The sequence below is a fragment of the Citrobacter sp. Cb028 genome (assembly GCF_030336705.1).
Taxonomy (GTDB): Bacteria; Pseudomonadota; Gammaproteobacteria; order Enterobacterales; family Enterobacteriaceae; genus Citrobacter; species Citrobacter braakii.
The window spans coordinates 186,136-204,384 of the sequence record NZ_JAOWCZ010000031.1 but is presented as its reverse complement, the minus strand read 5'-3'; the positions used below and the strand labels follow the sequence as shown (position 1 = coordinate 204,384).

At 52.0% G+C, this 18,249-nt stretch carries 16 protein-coding genes; 6 read left to right on the top strand and 10 right to left on the bottom strand.

The window, feature by feature from the left end:
* Positions 1-28: 28 nt before the first annotated feature.
* Both OGV75_RS08455 and xni read left to right on the top strand, forming a co-directional pair.
* Positions 29-1,396, top strand: a complete 1,368-nt coding sequence (locus tag OGV75_RS08455; protein WP_016154248.1) for an L-serine ammonia-lyase — start codon at positions 29-31, stop codon at positions 1,394-1,396.
* Positions 1,397-1,533: 137 nt separating this feature from the next.
* Entirely contained in the window at positions 1,534-2,289 is a 756-nt protein-coding gene (gene xni, locus OGV75_RS08450) for a flap endonuclease Xni (RefSeq protein ID WP_181598923.1), read from the top strand.
* 91 nt (positions 2,290-2,380) lie between these two features.
* Here the strand turns inward: xni and fucO are convergent, their stop codons facing one another.
* From fucO to OGV75_RS08415, 7 genes are all read right to left on the bottom strand, one after another.
* Positions 2,381-3,529, bottom strand: coding sequence for a lactaldehyde reductase (gene fucO, locus OGV75_RS08445; RefSeq protein ID WP_016154250.1), 1,149 nt, complete (start codon positions 3,527-3,529; stop codon positions 2,381-2,383).
* Positions 3,530-3,556: 27 nt separating this feature from the next.
* A complete protein-coding gene (gene fucA / locus OGV75_RS08440) occupies positions 3,557-4,204 on the bottom strand; it encodes an L-fuculose-phosphate aldolase (RefSeq protein ID WP_003034062.1) in 648 nt (215 codons plus the stop codon).
* A 141-nt stretch (positions 4,205-4,345) separates the two neighbouring features.
* Positions 4,346-5,344 carry a LacI family DNA-binding transcriptional regulator gene (locus tag OGV75_RS08435; protein ID WP_016154251.1) on the bottom strand — a complete coding sequence of 333 codons (999 nt, stop codon included), beginning with the start codon at positions 5,342-5,344 and terminating at the stop codon, positions 4,346-4,348.
* A 66-nt stretch (positions 5,345-5,410) separates the two neighbouring features.
* Positions 5,411-6,991, bottom strand: coding sequence for an FGGY-family carbohydrate kinase (locus OGV75_RS08430; RefSeq protein WP_286480541.1), 1,581 nt, complete (start codon positions 6,989-6,991; stop codon positions 5,411-5,413).
* Between the two features lie 53 nt (positions 6,992-7,044).
* Entirely contained in the window at positions 7,045-7,995 is a 951-nt protein-coding gene (locus OGV75_RS08425; protein ID WP_016157361.1) for an ABC transporter substrate-binding protein, read from the bottom strand.
* 73 nt (positions 7,996-8,068) lie between these two features.
* Positions 8,069-9,052, bottom strand: a complete 984-nt coding sequence (locus OGV75_RS08420) for an ABC transporter permease (RefSeq protein ID WP_003034055.1) — start codon at positions 9,050-9,052, stop codon at positions 8,069-8,071.
* Between the two features lie 3 nt (positions 9,053-9,055).
* Positions 9,056-10,555 (bottom strand): sugar ABC transporter ATP-binding protein, encoded by a 1,500-nt coding sequence (locus OGV75_RS08415; protein ID WP_016157362.1) that lies wholly within the window; start codon positions 10,553-10,555, stop codon positions 9,056-9,058.
* A 463-nt stretch (positions 10,556-11,018) separates the two neighbouring features.
* Here OGV75_RS08415 and fucI point away from each other — a divergent pair, with 463 nt between their 5' ends.
* The 4 genes from fucI (at position 11,019) to fucR (ending at position 15,522) form a co-directional block, all read left to right on the top strand.
* Positions 11,019-12,794, top strand: coding sequence for an L-fucose isomerase (fucI, locus tag OGV75_RS08410; RefSeq protein ID WP_047357907.1), 1,776 nt, complete (start codon positions 11,019-11,021; stop codon positions 12,792-12,794).
* A 99-nt stretch (positions 12,795-12,893) separates the two neighbouring features.
* On the top strand, positions 12,894-14,312 hold the full coding sequence (gene fucK, locus OGV75_RS08405; protein WP_286480540.1) for an L-fuculokinase: 1,419 nt from the start codon (positions 12,894-12,896) through the stop codon (positions 14,310-14,312).
* 1 nt (position 14,313) lies between these two features.
* Positions 14,314-14,736 carry an L-fucose mutarotase gene (fucU, locus tag OGV75_RS08400; protein WP_153646933.1) on the top strand — a complete coding sequence of 141 codons (423 nt, stop codon included), beginning with the start codon at positions 14,314-14,316 and terminating at the stop codon, positions 14,734-14,736.
* Between the two features lie 57 nt (positions 14,737-14,793).
* On the top strand, positions 14,794-15,522 hold the full coding sequence (fucR, locus tag OGV75_RS08395; protein WP_094760837.1) for an L-fucose operon activator: 729 nt from the start codon (positions 14,794-14,796) through the stop codon (positions 15,520-15,522).
* A gap of 35 nt (positions 15,523-15,557) precedes the next feature.
* Here fucR and rlmM read toward each other — a convergent pair whose 3' ends face one another.
* Genes rlmM through gcvA form a run of 3 tightly spaced genes read right to left on the bottom strand, consistent with a single transcriptional unit; the run spans position 15,558 to position 17,982 of the window.
* Positions 15,558-16,658 (bottom strand): 23S rRNA (cytidine(2498)-2'-O)-methyltransferase RlmM, encoded by a 1,101-nt coding sequence (gene rlmM, locus OGV75_RS08390; RefSeq protein WP_003034040.1) that lies wholly within the window; start codon positions 16,656-16,658, stop codon positions 15,558-15,560.
* Entirely contained in the window at positions 16,651-17,046 is a 396-nt protein-coding gene (locus OGV75_RS08385) for a DUF423 domain-containing protein (protein ID WP_003034037.1), read from the bottom strand. The genes rlmM and OGV75_RS08385 overlap by 8 nt, the downstream gene beginning before the upstream one ends.
* A gap of 18 nt (positions 17,047-17,064) precedes the next feature.
* Positions 17,065-17,982 carry a glycine cleavage system transcriptional regulator GcvA gene (gcvA, locus tag OGV75_RS08380; protein WP_016154260.1) on the bottom strand — a complete coding sequence of 306 codons (918 nt, stop codon included), beginning with the start codon at positions 17,980-17,982 and terminating at the stop codon, positions 17,065-17,067.
* Between the last annotated feature and the right edge of the window lie 267 nt (positions 17,983-18,249).

The window sequence follows — 18,249 nt, the reverse complement described above, 5'->3', positions numbered from 1 at the left end:
GCGCACCTCGATACACAATGGACGCCTCATGATTAGCGTATTCGATATTTTCAAAATCGGCATTGGCCCTTCCAGCTCCCACACTGTTGGCCCGATGAAAGCAGGCAAACAATTCACGGATGACCTGATTGCACGCGGAATTCTCACTGACGTAACCCGCGTAGTGGTTGATGTCTATGGCTCTTTGTCTCTGACGGGGAAAGGTCACCATACCGACATCGCTATTATTATGGGCCTGGCGGGTAATCTGCCGGATACCGTAGACATTGATGCCATCCCGGCCTTTATCCAGGATGTGAATACTCATGGACGTTTGCTGCTGGCGGACGGTCAACATGAGGTCGAGTTCCCGGTCGACAAGTGCATGAATTTCCATGCGGACAATCTGTCTCTGCACGAAAACGGGATGCGTATTACCGCACTGGCGGGCGAAAAAGCCATTTATAGCCAGACTTACTATTCCATTGGCGGTGGGTTCATCGTTGATGAAGAACATTTTGGTTTACCGAACAACTCTCCGGTAAACGTGCCGTATCCGTATAAATCTGCGGCTGATTTGCAACGTCATTGCCAGGAAACCGGCCTGTCGCTTTCCGGTCTGATGATGCAAAACGAACTGGCGCTGCACAGCAAAGAAGAGCTGGAACAACACTTCGCCAACGTCTGGGACGTCATGCGCAGCGGGATTGAGCGCGGCATCACCACCGAAGGTGTATTGCCGGGCAAACTGCGCGTTCCACGTCGCGCGGCGGCGCTGCGCCGTATGCTGGTCAGCAGCGACAAAACCACCACTGATCCGATGGCGGTTGTTGACTGGATCAACATGTTCGCGCTGGCCGTGAACGAAGAAAACGCTGCCGGTGGACGCGTGGTTACGGCGCCAACTAATGGCGCATGCGGGATTGTTCCTGCCGTGCTGGCGTACTACGACAAGTTTATCCGCGAAGTGAACGCTAACTCGCTGGCACGCTACATGCTGGTCGCGAGCGCCATTGGTTCACTGTACAAGATGAACGCCTCCATCTCTGGCGCCGAAGTGGGCTGTCAGGGTGAAGTCGGCGTTGCCTGCTCCATGGCTGCGGCCGGTCTGGCTGAACTGCTGGGCGGTAGCCCAATGCAGGTGTGCATCGCGGCGGAAATCGGTATGGAACATAACCTGGGTCTGACCTGCGATCCGGTTGCCGGCCAGGTGCAGGTACCGTGCATTGAGCGTAACGCCATTGCTTCGGTTAAAGCAGTGAACGCCGCACGTATGGCGCTGCGCCGTACCAGCGAACCGCGCGTGTGCCTTGATAAAGTCATCGAGACCATGTACGAAACCGGTAAAGACATGAACGCCAAATACCGTGAAACATCTCGCGGCGGTCTGGCGATGAAGATTGTCACCTGCGATTAAGTCCCACCACGTTTCAGGATCTGTAGGCCGGATGAGGCGCTCGCCGCCATCCGGTCTACGGATAACGCTATTTCGCAACACTCGCCTCCCCTCGCCGTGAATGTTACCCTACAAACTTATTTGTTAGGGAGAACACCGTGGCCGTCCACCTGCTCATTGTCGATGCACTGAACCTTATCCGCCGCATTCACGCCGTACAGGGCTCACCCTGCGTAGAGACGTGCCAGCACGCGCTCGATCAGTTGATTGTGCACAGTCAGCCTACGCACGCCGTGGCGGTATTCGATGATGAAGCGCGCAACAGCGGCTGGCGTCACCAACGGTTGCCTGACTACAAAGCAGGTCGCCCCCCGATGCCTGATGAATTGCACCGGGAAATGCCCGCCTTACGCGCCGCTTTTGAACAGCGCGGCGTCTGCTGTTGGGTCTCCAGCGGGAATGAAGCCGATGATTTAGCCGCAACCCTAGCGGTTAAAGTGAGCCAGGCGGGACATCAGGCTACCATCGTCTCAACCGATAAAGGCTATTGTCAGTTGCTCTCCCCGACGCTACGTATTCGTGACTACTTCCAGAAGCGCTGGCTGGATGCACCGTTTATTGAGAAAGAGTTTGGCGTGCTGCCGCAGCAGTTGCCTGATTACTGGGGACTGGCCGGGATCAGCAGTTCGAAAGTACCGGGGGTTGCAGGTATTGGTCCCAAAAGCGCCACGCAGCTGCTCGTACAGTTTCAACATCTGGAAGGCATTTACGCGCATCTTGATGAAGTACCAGACAAGTGGCGCAAGAAACTAGAGATGCACCAGGAGATGGCGTTTCTGTGTCGCGATATCGCACGGCTGCAAACGGACTTACATATCGACGGAAACCTGCAGCAATTACGGTTGGTGCGATAGCTCTGTTGCCGAATGGCGCTGTGCTTATCTGGCCTACACGTCGAACACCCCGGTAGGCCGGATAAGGCTTTCACGCCGTCACGCTGAAAAATTACCAGGCGGTGTGGTACAGCTCAACGATATCCCCAAGATTCGCTTCACGGGGATTTCCCCCGGTACAAACATCGTCCAATGCCGCCTGTGCCAGCGCAGGAATATCCTCTTTACGTACGCCAACATCGCGTAAATGCAGTGGGATCCCTACATCGCGGTTAAGGGCGAAGACGGCATCTACTGCCGCTTTACGTGCCTCTGCCAGCGTCAGTCCTTCAACCTTAACTCCCATCACCCGGGCGATATCGCGGAATTTTTCCCCGGTGAATTCGGCGTTATAGCGCATCACGTGCGGCAGCAAAATGGCATTTGCTACGCCGTGCGGCGTGTTATAAAACGCGCCTAACGGGTGTGCCATTCCATGCACTAATCCCAGACCAACGTTGGAAAAGCCCATCCCGGCCACGTACTGGCCCAGCGCCATCGCTTCCCCAGCCTGGGTATCGCCCGCAACGGAACCACGTAATGCCCCGGCTATCATTTCAATGGCTTTAATGTGCAGCGCATCGGTAAGCGCCCATGCCGCCCGCGTGATGTACCCCTCAATAGCATGGGTCAGGGCATCCACTCCGGTGGCGGCTTTTAGCGCCGCTGGCATGCCGTCCATCATGTCTGCATCGATGAACGCTACCTGTGGGATGTCATGGGGATCGACACAAACAAACTTACGCCGATTTTCTTCGTCAGTAATCACGTAGTTAATGGTCACTTCCGCTGCCGTTCCCGCGGTGGTGGGGATAGCCATAACCGGCACGCTCGGGTTGCGCGTTGGCGATAACCCTTCAAGGCTGCGTACATCCGCAAACTCAGGGTTATTATTGATAATGCCAATCGCTTTACAGGTATCCTGAGGGGAGCCTCCGCCGATGGCGATCAGATAGTCTGCGCCGCTTTGCTGAAAGACACCCAACCCTTCCTGCACCACCGCAATGGTTGGGTTAGGAATAACGCCTGAATAGATTTCCCATGCCAGACCTGCAGCATCCATTCGGGAAGTCACCTTATCGACAACGCCGCACTGCACCAGATTTTTATCAGTCACAATCAACGCCTTGCGATAACCACGACGGATGACTTCATCGGTTAATGCACCAACAGCTCCCCGGCCAAACCATGCCGTTTCGTTCAGAATCATTCTGTTCGCCATCGTATTTCTCCTTTTCGCTATGCGAAATTACTCTTCAATGCGTAATCCGTAAGATTTGAATTTCTCCAGCACAATGGCGATCTCCTCGTCATCCAGCACCGGCACCGGGTCGACAATCGCCAGCGTGCTCAGATAAAGGCGGGCCAGAACTTCCACTTCATGCGCCAACCACAGTGCTTTTTCCAAATTCGCTTCACAAGCAATCAACCCATGGTGCTGTAAAAGCGTTGCCTTACGGTTTTTCAGGGCGACGCTCACATGCTCTGACAGCTCTCGTGTACCAAACGTCGCATAAGGCGCACACGGAATAGAGTTCCCCCCTGCCGCCGCAATCATGTAGTGAATTGCCGGGATAGGGCGATTAAGAATAGAAACGGCCGTGCAATGTACGGCATGGTTATGGACAACCGCATTGGCATCCGGACGCGTCTGGTATGCCGCCAGGTGAAAACGCCATTCACTGGAGGGTAATTGTCCTTTATCATATTTCCCGTCGTTATCTACATACACGATCATATTTTCAGTAAGTCTTTCGTAAGGAATACCGCTGGGCGTGATCAGCATCCCATTTTCATAACGCGCACTCACATTTCCCGCCGTCCCCTGATTCAATCCAAGGCTGGTCATTTCAAGGCAGGTTTCAATGATTTCTCGTGACAAACGCATTCTTTCCATAATGATTCTCCGGGTACAGTTTCCCCTCGTCTTTATTGCGAAAAATGCAGCCGCAGAATAAGACGGGTCAGGTTTCAGATACTGGCAGCCACTGAACATATATATTCATGTTCAGTAGGCCGATTTATTTATAGCGGCGTATTAAGGTTGTCTTACGCGCTTAATAAGCTTCATCTCAACTTTTACAGTTTCTTTAATTGGCTGGTCATCAATAGCACTCATCATCATATCGAACGCTTTTTCCGCCCAAACATTTTCATCCTGCTGCATTGACCAGACATTATTGGCGAGGAATCCCAGCATTGGGTGTTCATCGAATGTCCCAATATTAATTTCAGGTGGAATTGTGCCAAAACGATTACGAATAGCGTTAATGGCCCCCTCCAGTACGGGTAATGATGAGGCAATAAATGCCTGTGGGCAGCCCTGTTCGCCGATCAACTCATCCATCAGTCGATAACCCCCCTCGGGCGTGTTGTCCGGCCCTTCGCGCACCCAATCGCTATGCAAAATACCATTATTGTTCAATGCATTAAGATAACCTTGCAAACGGTCGCCGATGCTGGGTAATCCGGTATCTCCCACCAAAAACCAGATCGGCGACTTTCCAGCGTCAAACAAACTTTGCGTCAATTTTTCGCCGCCCAAAATGTTATGGCTTTCTACCAGAGCGTTATCGGTATACTTAAAATCACGGTCAAGTAACACCATCGGTTTTCTGACCTGACGTAAATGGTGCTGCTGATTCTCTAATGTTGAGGGAACAATAAAAAGGCCATCGACATTGCGAGCTATTAACGCTTTGGTCAGTTTATTTTCGTAATCAACATCGTCATAGGTACAGCTAATCGTTAGCTGATAACCGGAACGACGACAGCGTTGCTCAAGTTTTTCTGCGAGTGTGGCAAAAAACACGTTGGAAATATTGGGCACAATCAATCCCAACGTATCCGTTTTATTCAATTTCAGGCTGCGTGCTGAATGGTTAATGACGTAACCATAGCGCTCGACATATTCATTTATACGCGTTTGGGTTTTGACACTGATTCGATATTGCTCTGCTTTCCCGTTCAGCACCAGTCGTACGGTCGTAACCGATAAATTCAGATCGCTGGCTATCTGTTCTACTGTTTTAGCCATTTATATGCCCCAGTTCACATCCAAAAACGTCAATCTACAATCATAAAAGTATTTTAAACTTTTGTCTTACTGCATAAGTTGGTTAATCGCCTGCTGCTGATCCCACATCATCAGATAAGCCTGATATTTGCGGTCATAGAAGTTCCGCCGTGCCGGGTTAGCCTTAATCACCTCGCCTGATCGAACCATCGCCTGGCATGCAGATGGAATATTTTCCCACGCGCCGCAGGCAACCGCGCCGGTGATGGCCGCACCTAACGTCACTGCATCCTCTTCCTGCATCAGATGAATATCGCATCCGGTGGCATCGGCATATTCTCGCAACCACAGTGGGTTATGCGTTGCGCCGCCGCACAGCGTCAGTCGGGAAATGGTGTGACCGTTTTCGCGCATCACTTCCATAATATGCCGCGTACCGCAGGCGATCGCCTGTAATGTCGCCAGGTACAGACGAGCAACCTGCATCTCGCCTCGCTCAAGAGTCAAACCGCAAACACTCCCCCGGGCATCGGGTCGCGCGCGCGGTGAACGATTACCGTGATGATCGGCCAGCACATGCAAATAACGACCTGGCTCTAACTCCAGCTCCTCAAGTGCGGCAACCCATTCATTAACTAAAACGATGGGATGGCAACCCCGCGCCTCAGCCTTGTGAAATAGCGCCGCGCTGGCTCCTGACTCCTGAAGCGTCCAGTCGACTAACGCCCCAGCAGCACTTTGCCCCCCTTCTGTCAGCCAGTAGCCTGGCAGCATGGCTGACCAGTACGGCCCCCATACACCAGGTGTATGAATCTCCTGCTCGCTGCACAGCATATGGCAATTTGACGTTCCGCTGATCAACGCCAACGTCCCCTCAGGCTCAACACCGGCAAGCGCTACTCCGCCCGCATGGGCATCAATCATTCCGCTGGCGACGACCACTGCAGTCGTCAGCCCCAGCGCCTGGGCCGCATCGGCGCTAAGCGTTCCAACGGCAGCGCCTGGCGGCAGGATCCGCGACGGGATTTTGCCCAACAAATCCGTTAACTCAACAGCGTCAAGCAGGGAGTGGCTAAAGCGTTGTTCATGTGCCAGATAGTTCCATTTACAGGTCAGCGTGCACAGACCAGCAACATCACAGGCGGTAGCTTTAGAGACCAGAAAGTCCGCCAGATCGTAGAAGCGATACGCACTCTGCCAGGTGGCTGGAAAATGGTTTTTCAACCACAGTACTTTAGGAAGCTCCATTTCGATGCTGACTTCACCGCCAACGTAGCGCAAAGCCGGATCCTGCGTGGCGTTTATACGTTGCGTCTCCTGCGCCGCACGATGATCCATCCACATGATGATGTTATGGTCTGATGGTTCGCCAGGTGAAACCGCCAGACCCCGCCCCTGCTCATCCAGTGCTACCAATGAACAGGTGGCATCAAATCCCAATGCGCGAATCTCCTCAATGCGAACCCCGGATGACGACACCGCCTCCTTCACTGCATGGCAAACCTGCTGCCAGATTTCTGCAGATGACTGCTCAACCCGCTCAGGACCGGGTCGAAACTGCGAGATGGCGTATGTCGCAAAAGCCAGCCGTTTGCCACTGGCATCAAAGACACCAGCCCTGACGCTGGCGGAACCGACATCCACACCGAGGAAATATCCACTGCCCATAGTAACTCCCTGACGCTGGCGAATGATGGGGCGAGCACTTCGCCCCAACGGGGTTATTTTTTACCGAATGGGTGTAACAGCTTGTCAATTTCCGGGGTGTCAATGTTCTTCGCATTAACGAATTTAACCGGAATATCAATTTCTTTCGGTACAGACTGACCCGATACCGCTGCATTTAGTGTCTTGATACCCTGGTAGCCAATCTGATAAGCGTCCTGCACGACAAAGCCCTGAATGACCCCAGACTTCAGGAAAGCAATGATTGCCTCGGTGCTATCAAAACCAATCACTTTCACTTTGCCTTTCAGGTTTTGACTATCAATGGCGTTTGCTACGCCCAGCGTTGAGCCTTCATTGGTGCCATAAATCCCTGCAATATCAGGGTTGGCCTGGATCATATCGATGGTTTTATCCATCGCTTTTTGCGGATCGCCATCGCTGTACTGGACCGGTAGCACCTGGATTTCCGGGTATTTCTCCTTCATGCGGGCAATAAACCCTTCCGAACGCTCAATCGCTGAGGAGGTCCCCGCTACGTGCGCAATAATGCCCACTTTACCTTTGCTGCCCACTTCCGCTGCCAGTGCATCCGCCGCTTCAGCACCGGCTTTACGGTTATTCGTGGCGACAAAGCTCACCGGGATATCGGAATTCACGCCGGAGTCAAACGTCACAACTTTAATGCCGCGTGAATTTGCGGTCTCAACTAATGGCGCCAGCGCATTGGCATCTAACGCTGCCAGCAATAGCCCATTGGGTTTTTGCGCCATCGCGTTTTCAACTAGCTGAATCTGCTCGGCAATCTGAGTTTCATCCGCCGGGCCAACATAGCTGGTTTTATCACCCGACTCTTTTGCTGCCGCTTCCGTCCCCATTTTTACGGTTTGCCAGAATTCATGCTGGAAACCTTTACTGACCACCGGAAGGTTCATATCTTTAGCCAATACGCTGGATGTCATACAGGCCAGCAGGGATAACGCATAGACAAAATTCCTGGTTCTCATTGTTTTACTCCGTTCTGAGTGAGTCACCCTAAACGTCAGGGTTATGATGCCCCGTGACTTCCGGGAGCGTAAATCAACGAATTTTTTTGCGTAATGTATCGAGATAAACCGCAGCAATGACCACCACGCCCATGGCCACCATTTGCCAGAACTGGGAAACCCCCATCAGGTTCAGACCGTTTTTCAACACGCTCATAATGAATGCGCCGATGATAGTCCCGCCGATGGTGCCAATTCCTCCCATCAGGCTCGTACCGCCAATAACAACCGCCGCGATGGCTTCCAGTTCATAACCCACACCAACCGTTGGCTGACCAGAGTTCAGACGTGAGGCCAGAATAACCCCGGCGATCCCGGTCAGCAGACCACAAAAGGCGTAGACGAAAATTTTGACGCGTTGAACTTTAATACCGGAAAGATGTGCGGCCACCTCATTGCTACCTACAGCGTAAACATAGCGACCAATCACCGTTTTCTTCAGGATGTAGGCGGCGATTAGCGCCACCACCACCAGGTAAAAAACGGGATAAGGCAACACATCGAACAAACGTCCCTGGGCCAGCATTTTGAAGGTGGGGTAATCAGCGAAATAAATCGCACGACCATCTGTCATCACCATATTGATGCCTCTGACGGACATCATCAGGCCCAGCGTGGCGATAAAAGGTGGGATAGTCATTTTGGTGACCAGCAGACCATTGATATAGCCGCATAATCCACCGGCCAGCACCCCGGCCAGAATACATACGGGCAGAGGCAATCCCAGCGTGGCGCTGATGCCTACCGCAACACCCGAAAAGGCCACCACCGAGCCAAGAGAAAGGTCGATTCCTGACGTGATAATGACGAAGGTAACGCCAATCGCCATAATGCCAATCACTGAAGTTTGCAGAGCGATTGTCATGATGTTTTCAGTGTTAAAGAAAAATGGCGAACCAAAGCTAAAAAATATTACTAAAATAATCAGACTCAAAAGCGGCGCAAGGCGCATTAAAAGCTCTTTGTTAATTTTTATTTTCTTATTATTGCTGTCTGAAGAGGTTACAGAGATAGTCATAAATTAGTCCTCTAACGTCGCATATTGCATGATTTTTTCTTGTGTGGCGTCATCAGAAGCTAACTCCCCGGTAATACGTCCATTACGCATCACTAAAATGCGATCGCACATACCCAGCACTTCCGGTAATTCAGAGGAGATCATGATAATTGACTTCCCTTTTGCCACCAGTCGATTCATTAATTCATAAATCTCAAGTTTGGCACCCACATCAATACCGCGAGTGGGTTCATCAAAGATGAGAATATCGGTGTCTTTACACACCCATCTGGCAATAATAATTTTCTGCTGATTACCACCACTTAAATTCAGAGCAGCCTGTTCTAAATGTGGTGTTTTAATACGTAGGGCTTTCACCTGTTCTTCGCTGGTTTTCTGACAACGTTTGCTGTCCACGTTGCCATAACGATCGGAATACTCAGGATAATTGCCCAACATAATATTGCGCTCAACGGACAGTCCTAATGCCAGCCCCTCTTTTTTCCTGTCCTCGGTTAAATAGCTGATACCCTGTTTGATAGCATCAGGAATATCTTTAATTACCGTCACGCTACCGTTCAGCTTGAGGGTTCCGCCATCAATGGGATCCGCACCAAAAATTGCCCGCGCCAGCTCAGTACGTCCTGCCCCCATCAGACCGGCGAAGCCCAAAATTTCGCCCTGATACAGAGTGAAATCAATATTGTTCAATACGCCATTGCGCGTCAGACCGCTTACTTCCAACACCGGTTTGCGTTGAGCCAAAGGTTCGCGGCGAGGATAGATATTGCCAAGATCGCGCCCAACCATCATGGCAATCAGATCGCTAATTTTAACCGCATCATAATCCACAGTGGCAATAAACTGACCATCCCGCATCACCGTCGCGCGATCGGCGATCAGCGCCAGTTCCTCTAATCTGTGCGAGATATAAACAATGCCCGTTCCCTGTTCTTTCAGCAAACGAGTTACCTGAAATAAGCTGTCAATTTCCGTTTCAGTCAGCGCTGCCGTCGGTTCATCCATAATAAGAATCTTGGCATTCACCGATATCGCTTTAGCAATCTCAACCATTTGTTGTTGCGCGACGGTCAGATCGGCCACCAGCGTTTCTGGAGAGATATTCAGGTTTAATTTTTGCAAAATATCGATAGCTGCCTGTCGCTGTTGTTTTTCATCCAGACGCCAGCGATTATTTTTGCAAAACTCCCTGCCAATAAATATATTATCTTCCACCGTGAGTTCAGGGAAAAGGTTAAACTCCTGGTGAATGATGGTGATACCTGCGCTTTGTGCACTCAACGGGTTCGCAAAAGTAACAGGTTGTCCCTCAAAAATAATATCCCCTTCATCAGGCTGATAAACACCGGATAAAATCTTCATCAACGTAGACTTTCCTGCGCCATTCTCACCCAGCAGCGCATGAACCTCTCCTTTGCGTAAAGCAAAATCCACATTACTCAACGCTAATACGCCGGGAAAACGTTTCGTAATATGACTCATCTGTAAAAATGTTTCAGACATTGCTGCTTTCCTCAATATACAGAAACTGCAATCAGTGAATCAGGCGCAAAACGTTGCCAGGAAGCCATCGTCACCGTTAATGCGAATACTACCTATAAGTTCATATGCGTTTTATCAATTATGCTAACTCGAGTTAGCGAAGTGCCTTTTAAAGCTATTTTAGCTACTCAAAATAGCCAAATCATTTGGTTTAAAACTGTGACGCTGAACAGACAATTTATTACAACCAATTAATTTAAAAAGGATTTATTGAAAATACCCGTCCTGGTTTATTTGACGCAGATCGAATTTTAACCACTTCTCGTGAAGCCTCTCACAGTTCCACAACAAAAAAGTTGTGCAAAAAACTCTCTAATACCTAAGCTAACTCGAGTTAGCAAAAATGGGTTATTCAGCCAACTGCGACGGTGGTGTTCAACATCCGCTTTTGCAGCACGGCATAAAGTGAGATGAGGAACCTCGAATGAACAAAAATAGCTTACCGAAAATTGGAATTCGTCCGGTGATTGATGGGCGCCGTATGGGTGTTCGTGAATCGCTCGAAGAGCAAACCATGAATATGGCAAAAGCCACTGCTGCGCTGATCACAGAGAAACTTCGTCACGCCTGTGGTGCACAAATTGAATGTGTGATTGCCGACACTTGCATTGCCGGGATGGCTGAATCTGCCGCCTGTGAAGAAAAATTCAGCAGCCTGAACGTAGGCGTGACGATTACTGTTACCCCATGCTGGTGCTACGGTAGCGAAACCATCGACATGGATCCGATGCGCCCGAAAGCTATCTGGGGCTTTAACGGAACAGAACGTCCCGGCGCAGTTTATCTGGCCGCAGCATTGGCTGCGCATAATCAAAAAGGACTTCCCGCCTTCTCTATTTACGGCCATGACGTACAGGATGCCGGTGACACCACGATCCCTGCCGATGTTGAAGAAAAATTGCTGCGCTTTGCCCGCGCGGGCCTGGCGGTTGCCAGTATGAAAGGCAAAAGCTACCTGTCCGTAGGCGGTGTTTCAATGGGCATTGCCGGCTCGATTGTCGATCATAACTTCTTTGAATCCTGGCTGGGAATGAAGGTTCAACCCGTTGATATGACCGAACTGCGTCGTCGCATCGACCAAAAAATCTATGACGAAGCTGAGCTGGAAATGGCGCTGGCGTGGGCGGATAAAAACTTCCGCTACGGTGAAGATCAGAACGCACAGCAATATAAGCGTAACGCAGAGCAGAGCCGTGCGGTGCTGAAAGAGAGCCTGCTGATGGCCATGTGCATTCGCGACATGATGCAGGGTAACCAAAAACTGGCAGACAAAGGTCGGGTTGAAGAGTCACTGGGGTACAACGCGATTGCCGCAGGCTTCCAGGGCCAGCGTCACTGGACCGATCAATACCCGAATGGCGATACCGCCGAAGCACTGCTCAACAGCTCCTTTGACTGGAACGGCATTCGCGAACCGTTCGTTGTCGCCACCGAAAACGACAGCCTGAACGGCGTGGCGATGCTGTTTGGTCATCAACTCACCGGCACAGCGCAGGTCTTTGCCGATGTGCGCACCTACTGGTCGCCAGAGGCGGTTGAACGCGTCACAGGTAAACCGCTAACCGGCCTTGCTGAGCACGGTATTATTCACCTGATTAACTCCGGCTCGGCAGCGCTGGATGGCTCCTGCAAACAGCGCGACGGCGAAGGGAAACCGACCATGAAGCCGCACTGGGAAATCTCACAGAAAGAGGCGGATGATTGCCTGGCGGCTACCGAATGGTGTCCGGCTATTCACGAATACTTCCGCGGCGGCGGCTATTCTTCTCGCTTCCTGACCGAGGGCGGCGTGCCGTTCACCATGACCCGCATCAACATCATCAAAGGCCTGGGCCCGGTGCTGCAAATCGCGGAAGGCTGGAGCGTGGAATTGCCGAAAGAGATGCACGACCAGCTTGATGCGCGCACCAACTCCACCTGGCCAACCACCTGGTTCGCTCCGCGCTTAACCGGTAAAGGCCCGTTCAGCGATGTCTATTCCGTCATGGCTAACTGGGGCGCAAACCACGGCGTACTGACGATTGGTCACGTGGGCGCGGACTTTATTACGCTCGCCGCCATGCTGCGTATCCCGGTTTGTATGCACAACGTGGAAGACGAAAAAATTTACCGCCCTTCAGCCTGGGCAGCCCATGGTATGGATATGGAAGGCCAGGATTATCGCGCCTGCCAGAACTACGGCCCGCTGTATAAGCGTTAATGCGACTCTGGCCCGGTGGCGCAAGCTTACCGGGCCTGCGCAGTGAATTTTGTAGGCCGGGTAAGCGCTGCGCCATCCGGCTACGTTTGGGGAGCGATTATGAAACAAGACGTTATCCTGGTTCTCGACTGTGGCGCGACCAACGTGCGGGCTATCGCCGTTGACCGACAGGGAAAGATTGTCGCCCGCGCAGCAACCCCGAACGCCAGTGACATCGCAACAGAAAACAGTACCTGGCATCAATGGTCGCTGGAGGCCATTCTGCAACGCTTCGCCGATTGCTGTCAGCGCCTCTGCACGCAACTGGCCGCCTGCCATGTCCGCGGGATCGCCGTCACCACTTTTGGCGTAGACGGCGCGCTGGTTGATAAGAACGGCAAGCAGCTGTATCCGGTGATTAGCTGGAAATGTCCACGCACCGCAGCGGTGATGGAGAATATTCACCGCTACATATCACCGCAGCAATTGCAGGAAATTTCCGGCGTCGGCGCATTTAGCTTCAACACGCTGTATAAACTGGTGTGGCTGAAAGAAAACCATCCGCAATTTCTGGAGCAGGCGCACGCCTGGTTGTTTATCTCGTCGCTTATCAACCACCGTTTAACCGGCGAGTTCACTACAGATATCACCATGGCGGGCACCAGTCAGCTGCTGGACATCCGGCAGCGCGATTTTAGTCATGACATTTTGCAGGCTACGGGCATACCGCGCCGTCTGTTCCCGCGCCTGGTTGAAGCAGGCGAACAGATTGGGGTTTTGCAACCAGAGGCTGCCAGCTTGCTCGGGCTTACGGCGGGAATTCCGGTCATTTCTGCCGGACACGACACGCAGTTTGCGCTATTTGGCGCTGGAGCCCAACCAGATGAACCGGTGCTCTCTTCCGGCACATGGGAAATTCTGATGGTGCGCAGTGCGCAGGTGGATACCTCCCAGCTCAGCCAATATGCGGGTTCCACTTGTGAGCTGGATAGCCAGGCTGGACTGAATAACCCCGGCATGCAGTGGCTGGCTTCCGGTGTACTCGAGTGGGTGCGTAAGCTGCTGTGGACTGCCGACACCCCCTGGCAGACGCTGATCGACGAAGCCAGGGTCATCCCGGCAGGCGCCGAAGGCGTGAAGATGCACTGCGACCTGCTGGCCTGTCAGAATGCGGGCTGGCAAGGGGTTACGCTCAATACCACCCGTGGTCACTTTTATCGCGCCGCGCTGGAAGGACTGACAGAACAGCTGCAGCGAAACCTCCATACGCTGGAAAAAATCGGTCATTTCCAGGCCACTGAACTGCTATTGGTAGGTGGGGGAAGCCGCAACGCGTTGTGGAATCAGATCAAAGCGAATGTTCTCGGGATACCTGTCAAAGTGCTGGATGACGCCGAAACCACCGTGGCAGGTGCCGCAATGTTTGCGTGGTCGGGCATTGGGGAATTTGCCTCACCGGAACAGGCACGCGGGCATGTACGCTACCAGTACCGTTACTTCTATCCGCAAACCGAATCCGAACTAACAGGAGTTGAGTAATATGCTCAAAACAATATCTCCCTTAATTTCGCCCGACCTGCTGAAGGTACTGGCTGAAATGGGGCACGGCGATGAGATTATATTTTCCGATGCCCACTTTCCGGCCCACAGCATGGGACCGCAGGTTATCCGCGCCGACGGTCTATTGGTCAGCGACCTGCTACAGGCGATTATTCCGCTCTTTGAACTGGACAGCTATGCCCCACCGCTGGTGATGATGGCGGCTGTTGAAGGCGATGCCCTCGATCCTGACGTCGAGGCCCGCTATCGTCAGGCGCTTTCACTGCAAACCCCCGGCCCGGACATCACGCGTATTGACCGCTATGCCTTCTATGAACGCGCGCAACAGGCGTTTGCGATCGTTATCACAGGAGAGCGGGCAAAGTACGGGAATATTCTATTAAAAAAAGGAGTAACCCCGTAATCTCTGATCTGAATGCCCGTCAGCTACGGGCATTCATCATAAGATGAGGATCAGAACATGAAAGCGGCGCGCCAGCAGGCGATCGTAGATCTGCTTACCAACCACAAAAATCTGACAACCGAAACCCTTGCTTTGCAACTTAAGGTCAGCAAAGAGACCATCCGCCGCGATCTCAGCGAGCTACAAGCCCAGGGAAAAGTGCTGCGCAATCACGGGCGGGCCAAAGTGATTCATCGGGAAAATCAGGACAGCGGCGACCCGTTTCATATGCGACTCAAAAGCCACTATGCCCACAAAGCGAATATTGCCCGCGAAGCGCTGGCATGGATCGAAGAAGGTATGGTGATAGCCCTGGACGCCAGCTCAACGTGCTGGTACCTGGCGCGACAGTTACCGGACATCAACATTCACGTCTTTACCAACAGCCAGCCCATTTGCCAGGAATTGGCTAAACGCGAACACCTTCAGCTCATCAGCTCCGGCGGTCGCCTTGAGCGTAAATACGGTTGCTATGTTAACCCCTCGCTCATCTCGCAGCTCAAACCACTCGAGATCGATCTGTTTATTTTTTCCTGCGTAGGGATCGACAGCGACGGCGCACTCTGGGACTCTAACGCGACCAATGCCGACTTCAAGTCCATTCTGCTTAAGCGCGCAGCGCAGTCATTATTGCTGATCGATAAAAGTAAATTTAATCGTTCGGGAGAGGCCCGGATTGGGCATCTGGATGATGTGACGCATATTATTTCAGATACGCCGCTGATTGAAACAATGCAGGCCGGATGAGGCATTTACGCCTTCATCCGGCCTGCAATTTTACCTTATCGCTCGTCGCGACGGCCACCAACAGCAGCCCACAGGCGACGGACGTGCACGGTGACTTCTTCACGGTCATGATACAGCTGACGCGCCTGAATCTGGGCATTTACGCCATGCTCGTCAAGCTGTGCCTGAATATAAGCCAGGTTTTGCGACACCTCTTCGTAGCGTTTTTTCATCGGCAGCTTGAGGTTGAAGATAGTCTCACGACACCAGCCGTTGACCAGCCACTGCGCCATCAGGGCGGCAACCTTCGCGGGCTTTTCCACCATGTCGCAAACCATCCACGAAATGTTATTGCGATTTGGTCGGTACTTAAATCCGTCTTCGCGCAGCCAGGTAACTTGTCCGGTATCCATCAGGCTTTGCGCCATCGGACCATTATCCACGGAGTAAACCCACATGTTGCGTTTAACCAGTTGATAGGTCCAACCGCCCGGGCATGCCCCTAAATCCACCGCATACATTCCGTTAGCCAGACGTTCATCCCACTCATCGGCAGGAATGAACACGTGCAGCGCTTCTTCCAGCTTCAGTGTTGAACGGCTCGGCGCATCGGCCGGGAACTTCAGACGCGGAATGCCCATGTAGAACGGGGAGTTATTGTCGGGCCAGGAATAGCCGGTATAGCAACAGCCTGGTGCGATAAAGAACACATGAACCACCGGACGTTTTGGCGTTTCATACTTTGCCAGCACGCCCGCTTCCCGCAGCGCCGCGCGCAGCGGTACGGTAAATTTACGGCAAAATTTAACCAACTCTTTGCTTTCATTGGTGTCAGCAACTTCAACGCGCAGATCGCCGCCTTTCTCTACCACGCCCTGCAACATGCCGACAATCGGCGTAATGCGGTCTTCCGGCGGTAAATATTGCAGCAGTTCGCCCACCACAAACATTTGACGGGCAAAAATCAGCGAGCTAAACGGCAACTCTTTCACTAACTTTTCGGCATCGTCCTGCTGATAGCATTCGAAGATGACGTAACCCGCATTGTCTTTCACGCGGGCAAAACCGAAGATTTCCCGGCGTCCTGCTTTATCCGTAATTTCTGCGGCGCACTCTTTCTCAAAACCTGGGCGACACAACAATACAACCTTATTCATGGCTAACGCCCTTACGTTTCAATCGAATAGCGCCCACTAACATCAGCGCCCAGCCCACAAGGAAGCTGAAACCGCCGACGGGGGTAACAAACGCCCACAGGCGTAAATGCGAGAGCGCGAGGCAATACAGGCTGCCGCTAAACAGCACGGTTCCTAATGCCAAAAACACGCTACTCCAGTAAAACCAAATGCTAATGCGCCGCTGCATGGCGACGGCCAGGCCAAATATAGCCAGCGTATGGAACGCCTGATACTCGAGGCCAGTCTGGATCCACCCCATCTCAACGACACCGAGGGTTTTACTCAGAACATGTGCCCCAAAGGCGCCCAACGCCACAAAGATAAAGCCACTTACGGCGGCAAAAATCAGCATAAAACGGCTGGTCATGTGAATACCCTACGTAAATTATTGTTCATAACGAAAGCGGAATTTTTCTTGTTCCGTGGCCGCTTTCGCCAGAATCCACTGACGGAAGGCGGCTATTTTACCCAGTTCTGCCTGACTGTCATGACAAACCAGATAAAATGCGTTTTTGCTGACCAGAACATCATTAAACGGACAGACCAGACGTCCGGCTTCTATTTCGGATTGCGCCATGACGTTATTAGCCAACGCAATTCCCTGTCCATGGATAGCAGCCTGGAGCACCATGGCGCTATGGCTGAAGATGGGTCCCTGCTGTACGTTGATATGATTCAGGCCAAGCTGGCGCGTATAGGCTTGCCAGTCACGGCGTGACGCATCGTGCAATAATGTGTGTTTCGCCAGATCTTCGGGCGTCTTTAGCGGTTTATCACCGGTGAGTAATAGCGGCGAGCAGACCGGCAATAAATATTCTGCGTACAATTTTTCAACGCGCAGACCCGGCCAGTTGCCACGTCCGTAGAAAATCGCCACATCAACATCGTCAGCCAGTTTGTCTTCCTGACGGTCCACCGCCTGGATCCTGACATCGATTCCCGGATAAGCTGAGTTAAAGCTAGAGAGTCTGGGAACCATCCATTGGATTGCAAAACTGGGCAATAAACTCACGGTGAGCGCACCTTTTGCACTGCGTGCCTGAAGTTTACGCGTCGCGTCGGTTAATTGCGAAAAAATCTCTTTGATGTCGAGAAAGTAGCTTTGGCCTTCTTCCGTTAACAGCAAAGATCGATTGCGTCGACGAAACAGCTTCAGCCCCAGGAAATCCTCAAGTGACTTGATTTGATGACTTACTGCGGCCTGCGTCACAAAAAGCTCTTCTGCTGCGCGAGTAAAGCTCAAATGACGCGCTGCAGCATCAAAAACACGCAACGCATTTAGGGGTGGTAATCGTTTTGACATGACTTTTAGGCTTTGATGTTAAATGAATTTAACAATTAACCAACAGGTTGTAACCTATTAGTTTTTTTTATCTGAGCCATTATAAATTGTCCGTTGAGGTTCTACCAGCAAATACCTATAGTGGCGGCACTTCCTGAAGCCGGAACGAAAAGTTTTATCGGAATGCGTGTTCTGGTGGGCTTTTGGCTTACGGTTGTGATGTTGTGTTGTTGTGTTTGCAATTGGTCTGCGATTCAGACCATGGTAGCAAAGCTACCCTTTTTCACT

Bases quoted from the DNA above. Each gene is read 5' to 3' on its own strand.
- OGV75_RS08435 (WP_016154251.1), bottom strand. From the start codon at position 5,344: ATGGCTAAAACAGTAGAACAGATAGCCAGCGATCTGAATTTATCGGTT.
- rlmM (WP_003034040.1), bottom strand. From the start codon at position 16,658: ATGAATAAGGTTGTATTGTTGTGTCGCCCAGGTTTTGAGAAAGAGTGC.
- OGV75_RS08420 (WP_003034055.1), bottom strand. From the start codon at position 9,052: ATGACTATCTCTGTAACCTCTTCAGACAGCAATAATAAGAAAATAAAA.
- fucR (WP_094760837.1), top strand. From the start codon at position 14,794: ATGAAAGCGGCGCGCCAGCAGGCGATCGTAGATCTGCTTACCAACCAC.
- OGV75_RS08415 (WP_016157362.1), bottom strand. From the start codon at position 10,555: ATGTCTGAAACATTTTTACAGATGAGTCATATTACGAAACGTTTTCCC.
- OGV75_RS08430 (WP_286480541.1), bottom strand. From the start codon at position 6,991: ATGGGCAGTGGATATTTCCTCGGTGTGGATGTCGGTTCCGCCAGCGTC.
- OGV75_RS08425 (WP_016157361.1), bottom strand. From the start codon at position 7,995: ATGAGAACCAGGAATTTTGTCTATGCGTTATCCCTGCTGGCCTGTATG.
- fucK (WP_286480540.1), top strand. From the start codon at position 12,894: ATGAAACAAGACGTTATCCTGGTTCTCGACTGTGGCGCGACCAACGTG.
- OGV75_RS08385 (WP_003034037.1), bottom strand. From the start codon at position 17,046: ATGACCAGCCGTTTTATGCTGATTTTTGCCGCCGTAAGTGGCTTTATC.
- fucO (WP_016154250.1), bottom strand. From the start codon at position 3,529: ATGGCGAACAGAATGATTCTGAACGAAACGGCATGGTTTGGCCGGGGA.
- fucU (WP_153646933.1), top strand. From the start codon at position 14,314: ATGCTCAAAACAATATCTCCCTTAATTTCGCCCGACCTGCTGAAGGTA.
- fucA (WP_003034062.1), bottom strand. From the start codon at position 4,204: ATGGAAAGAATGCGTTTGTCACGAGAAATCATTGAAACCTGCCTTGAA.
- fucI (WP_047357907.1), top strand. From the start codon at position 11,019: ATGAACAAAAATAGCTTACCGAAAATTGGAATTCGTCCGGTGATTGAT.
- OGV75_RS08455 (WP_016154248.1), top strand. From the start codon at position 29: ATGATTAGCGTATTCGATATTTTCAAAATCGGCATTGGCCCTTCCAGC.
- gcvA (WP_016154260.1), bottom strand. From the start codon at position 17,982: ATGTCAAAACGATTACCACCCCTAAATGCGTTGCGTGTTTTTGATGCT.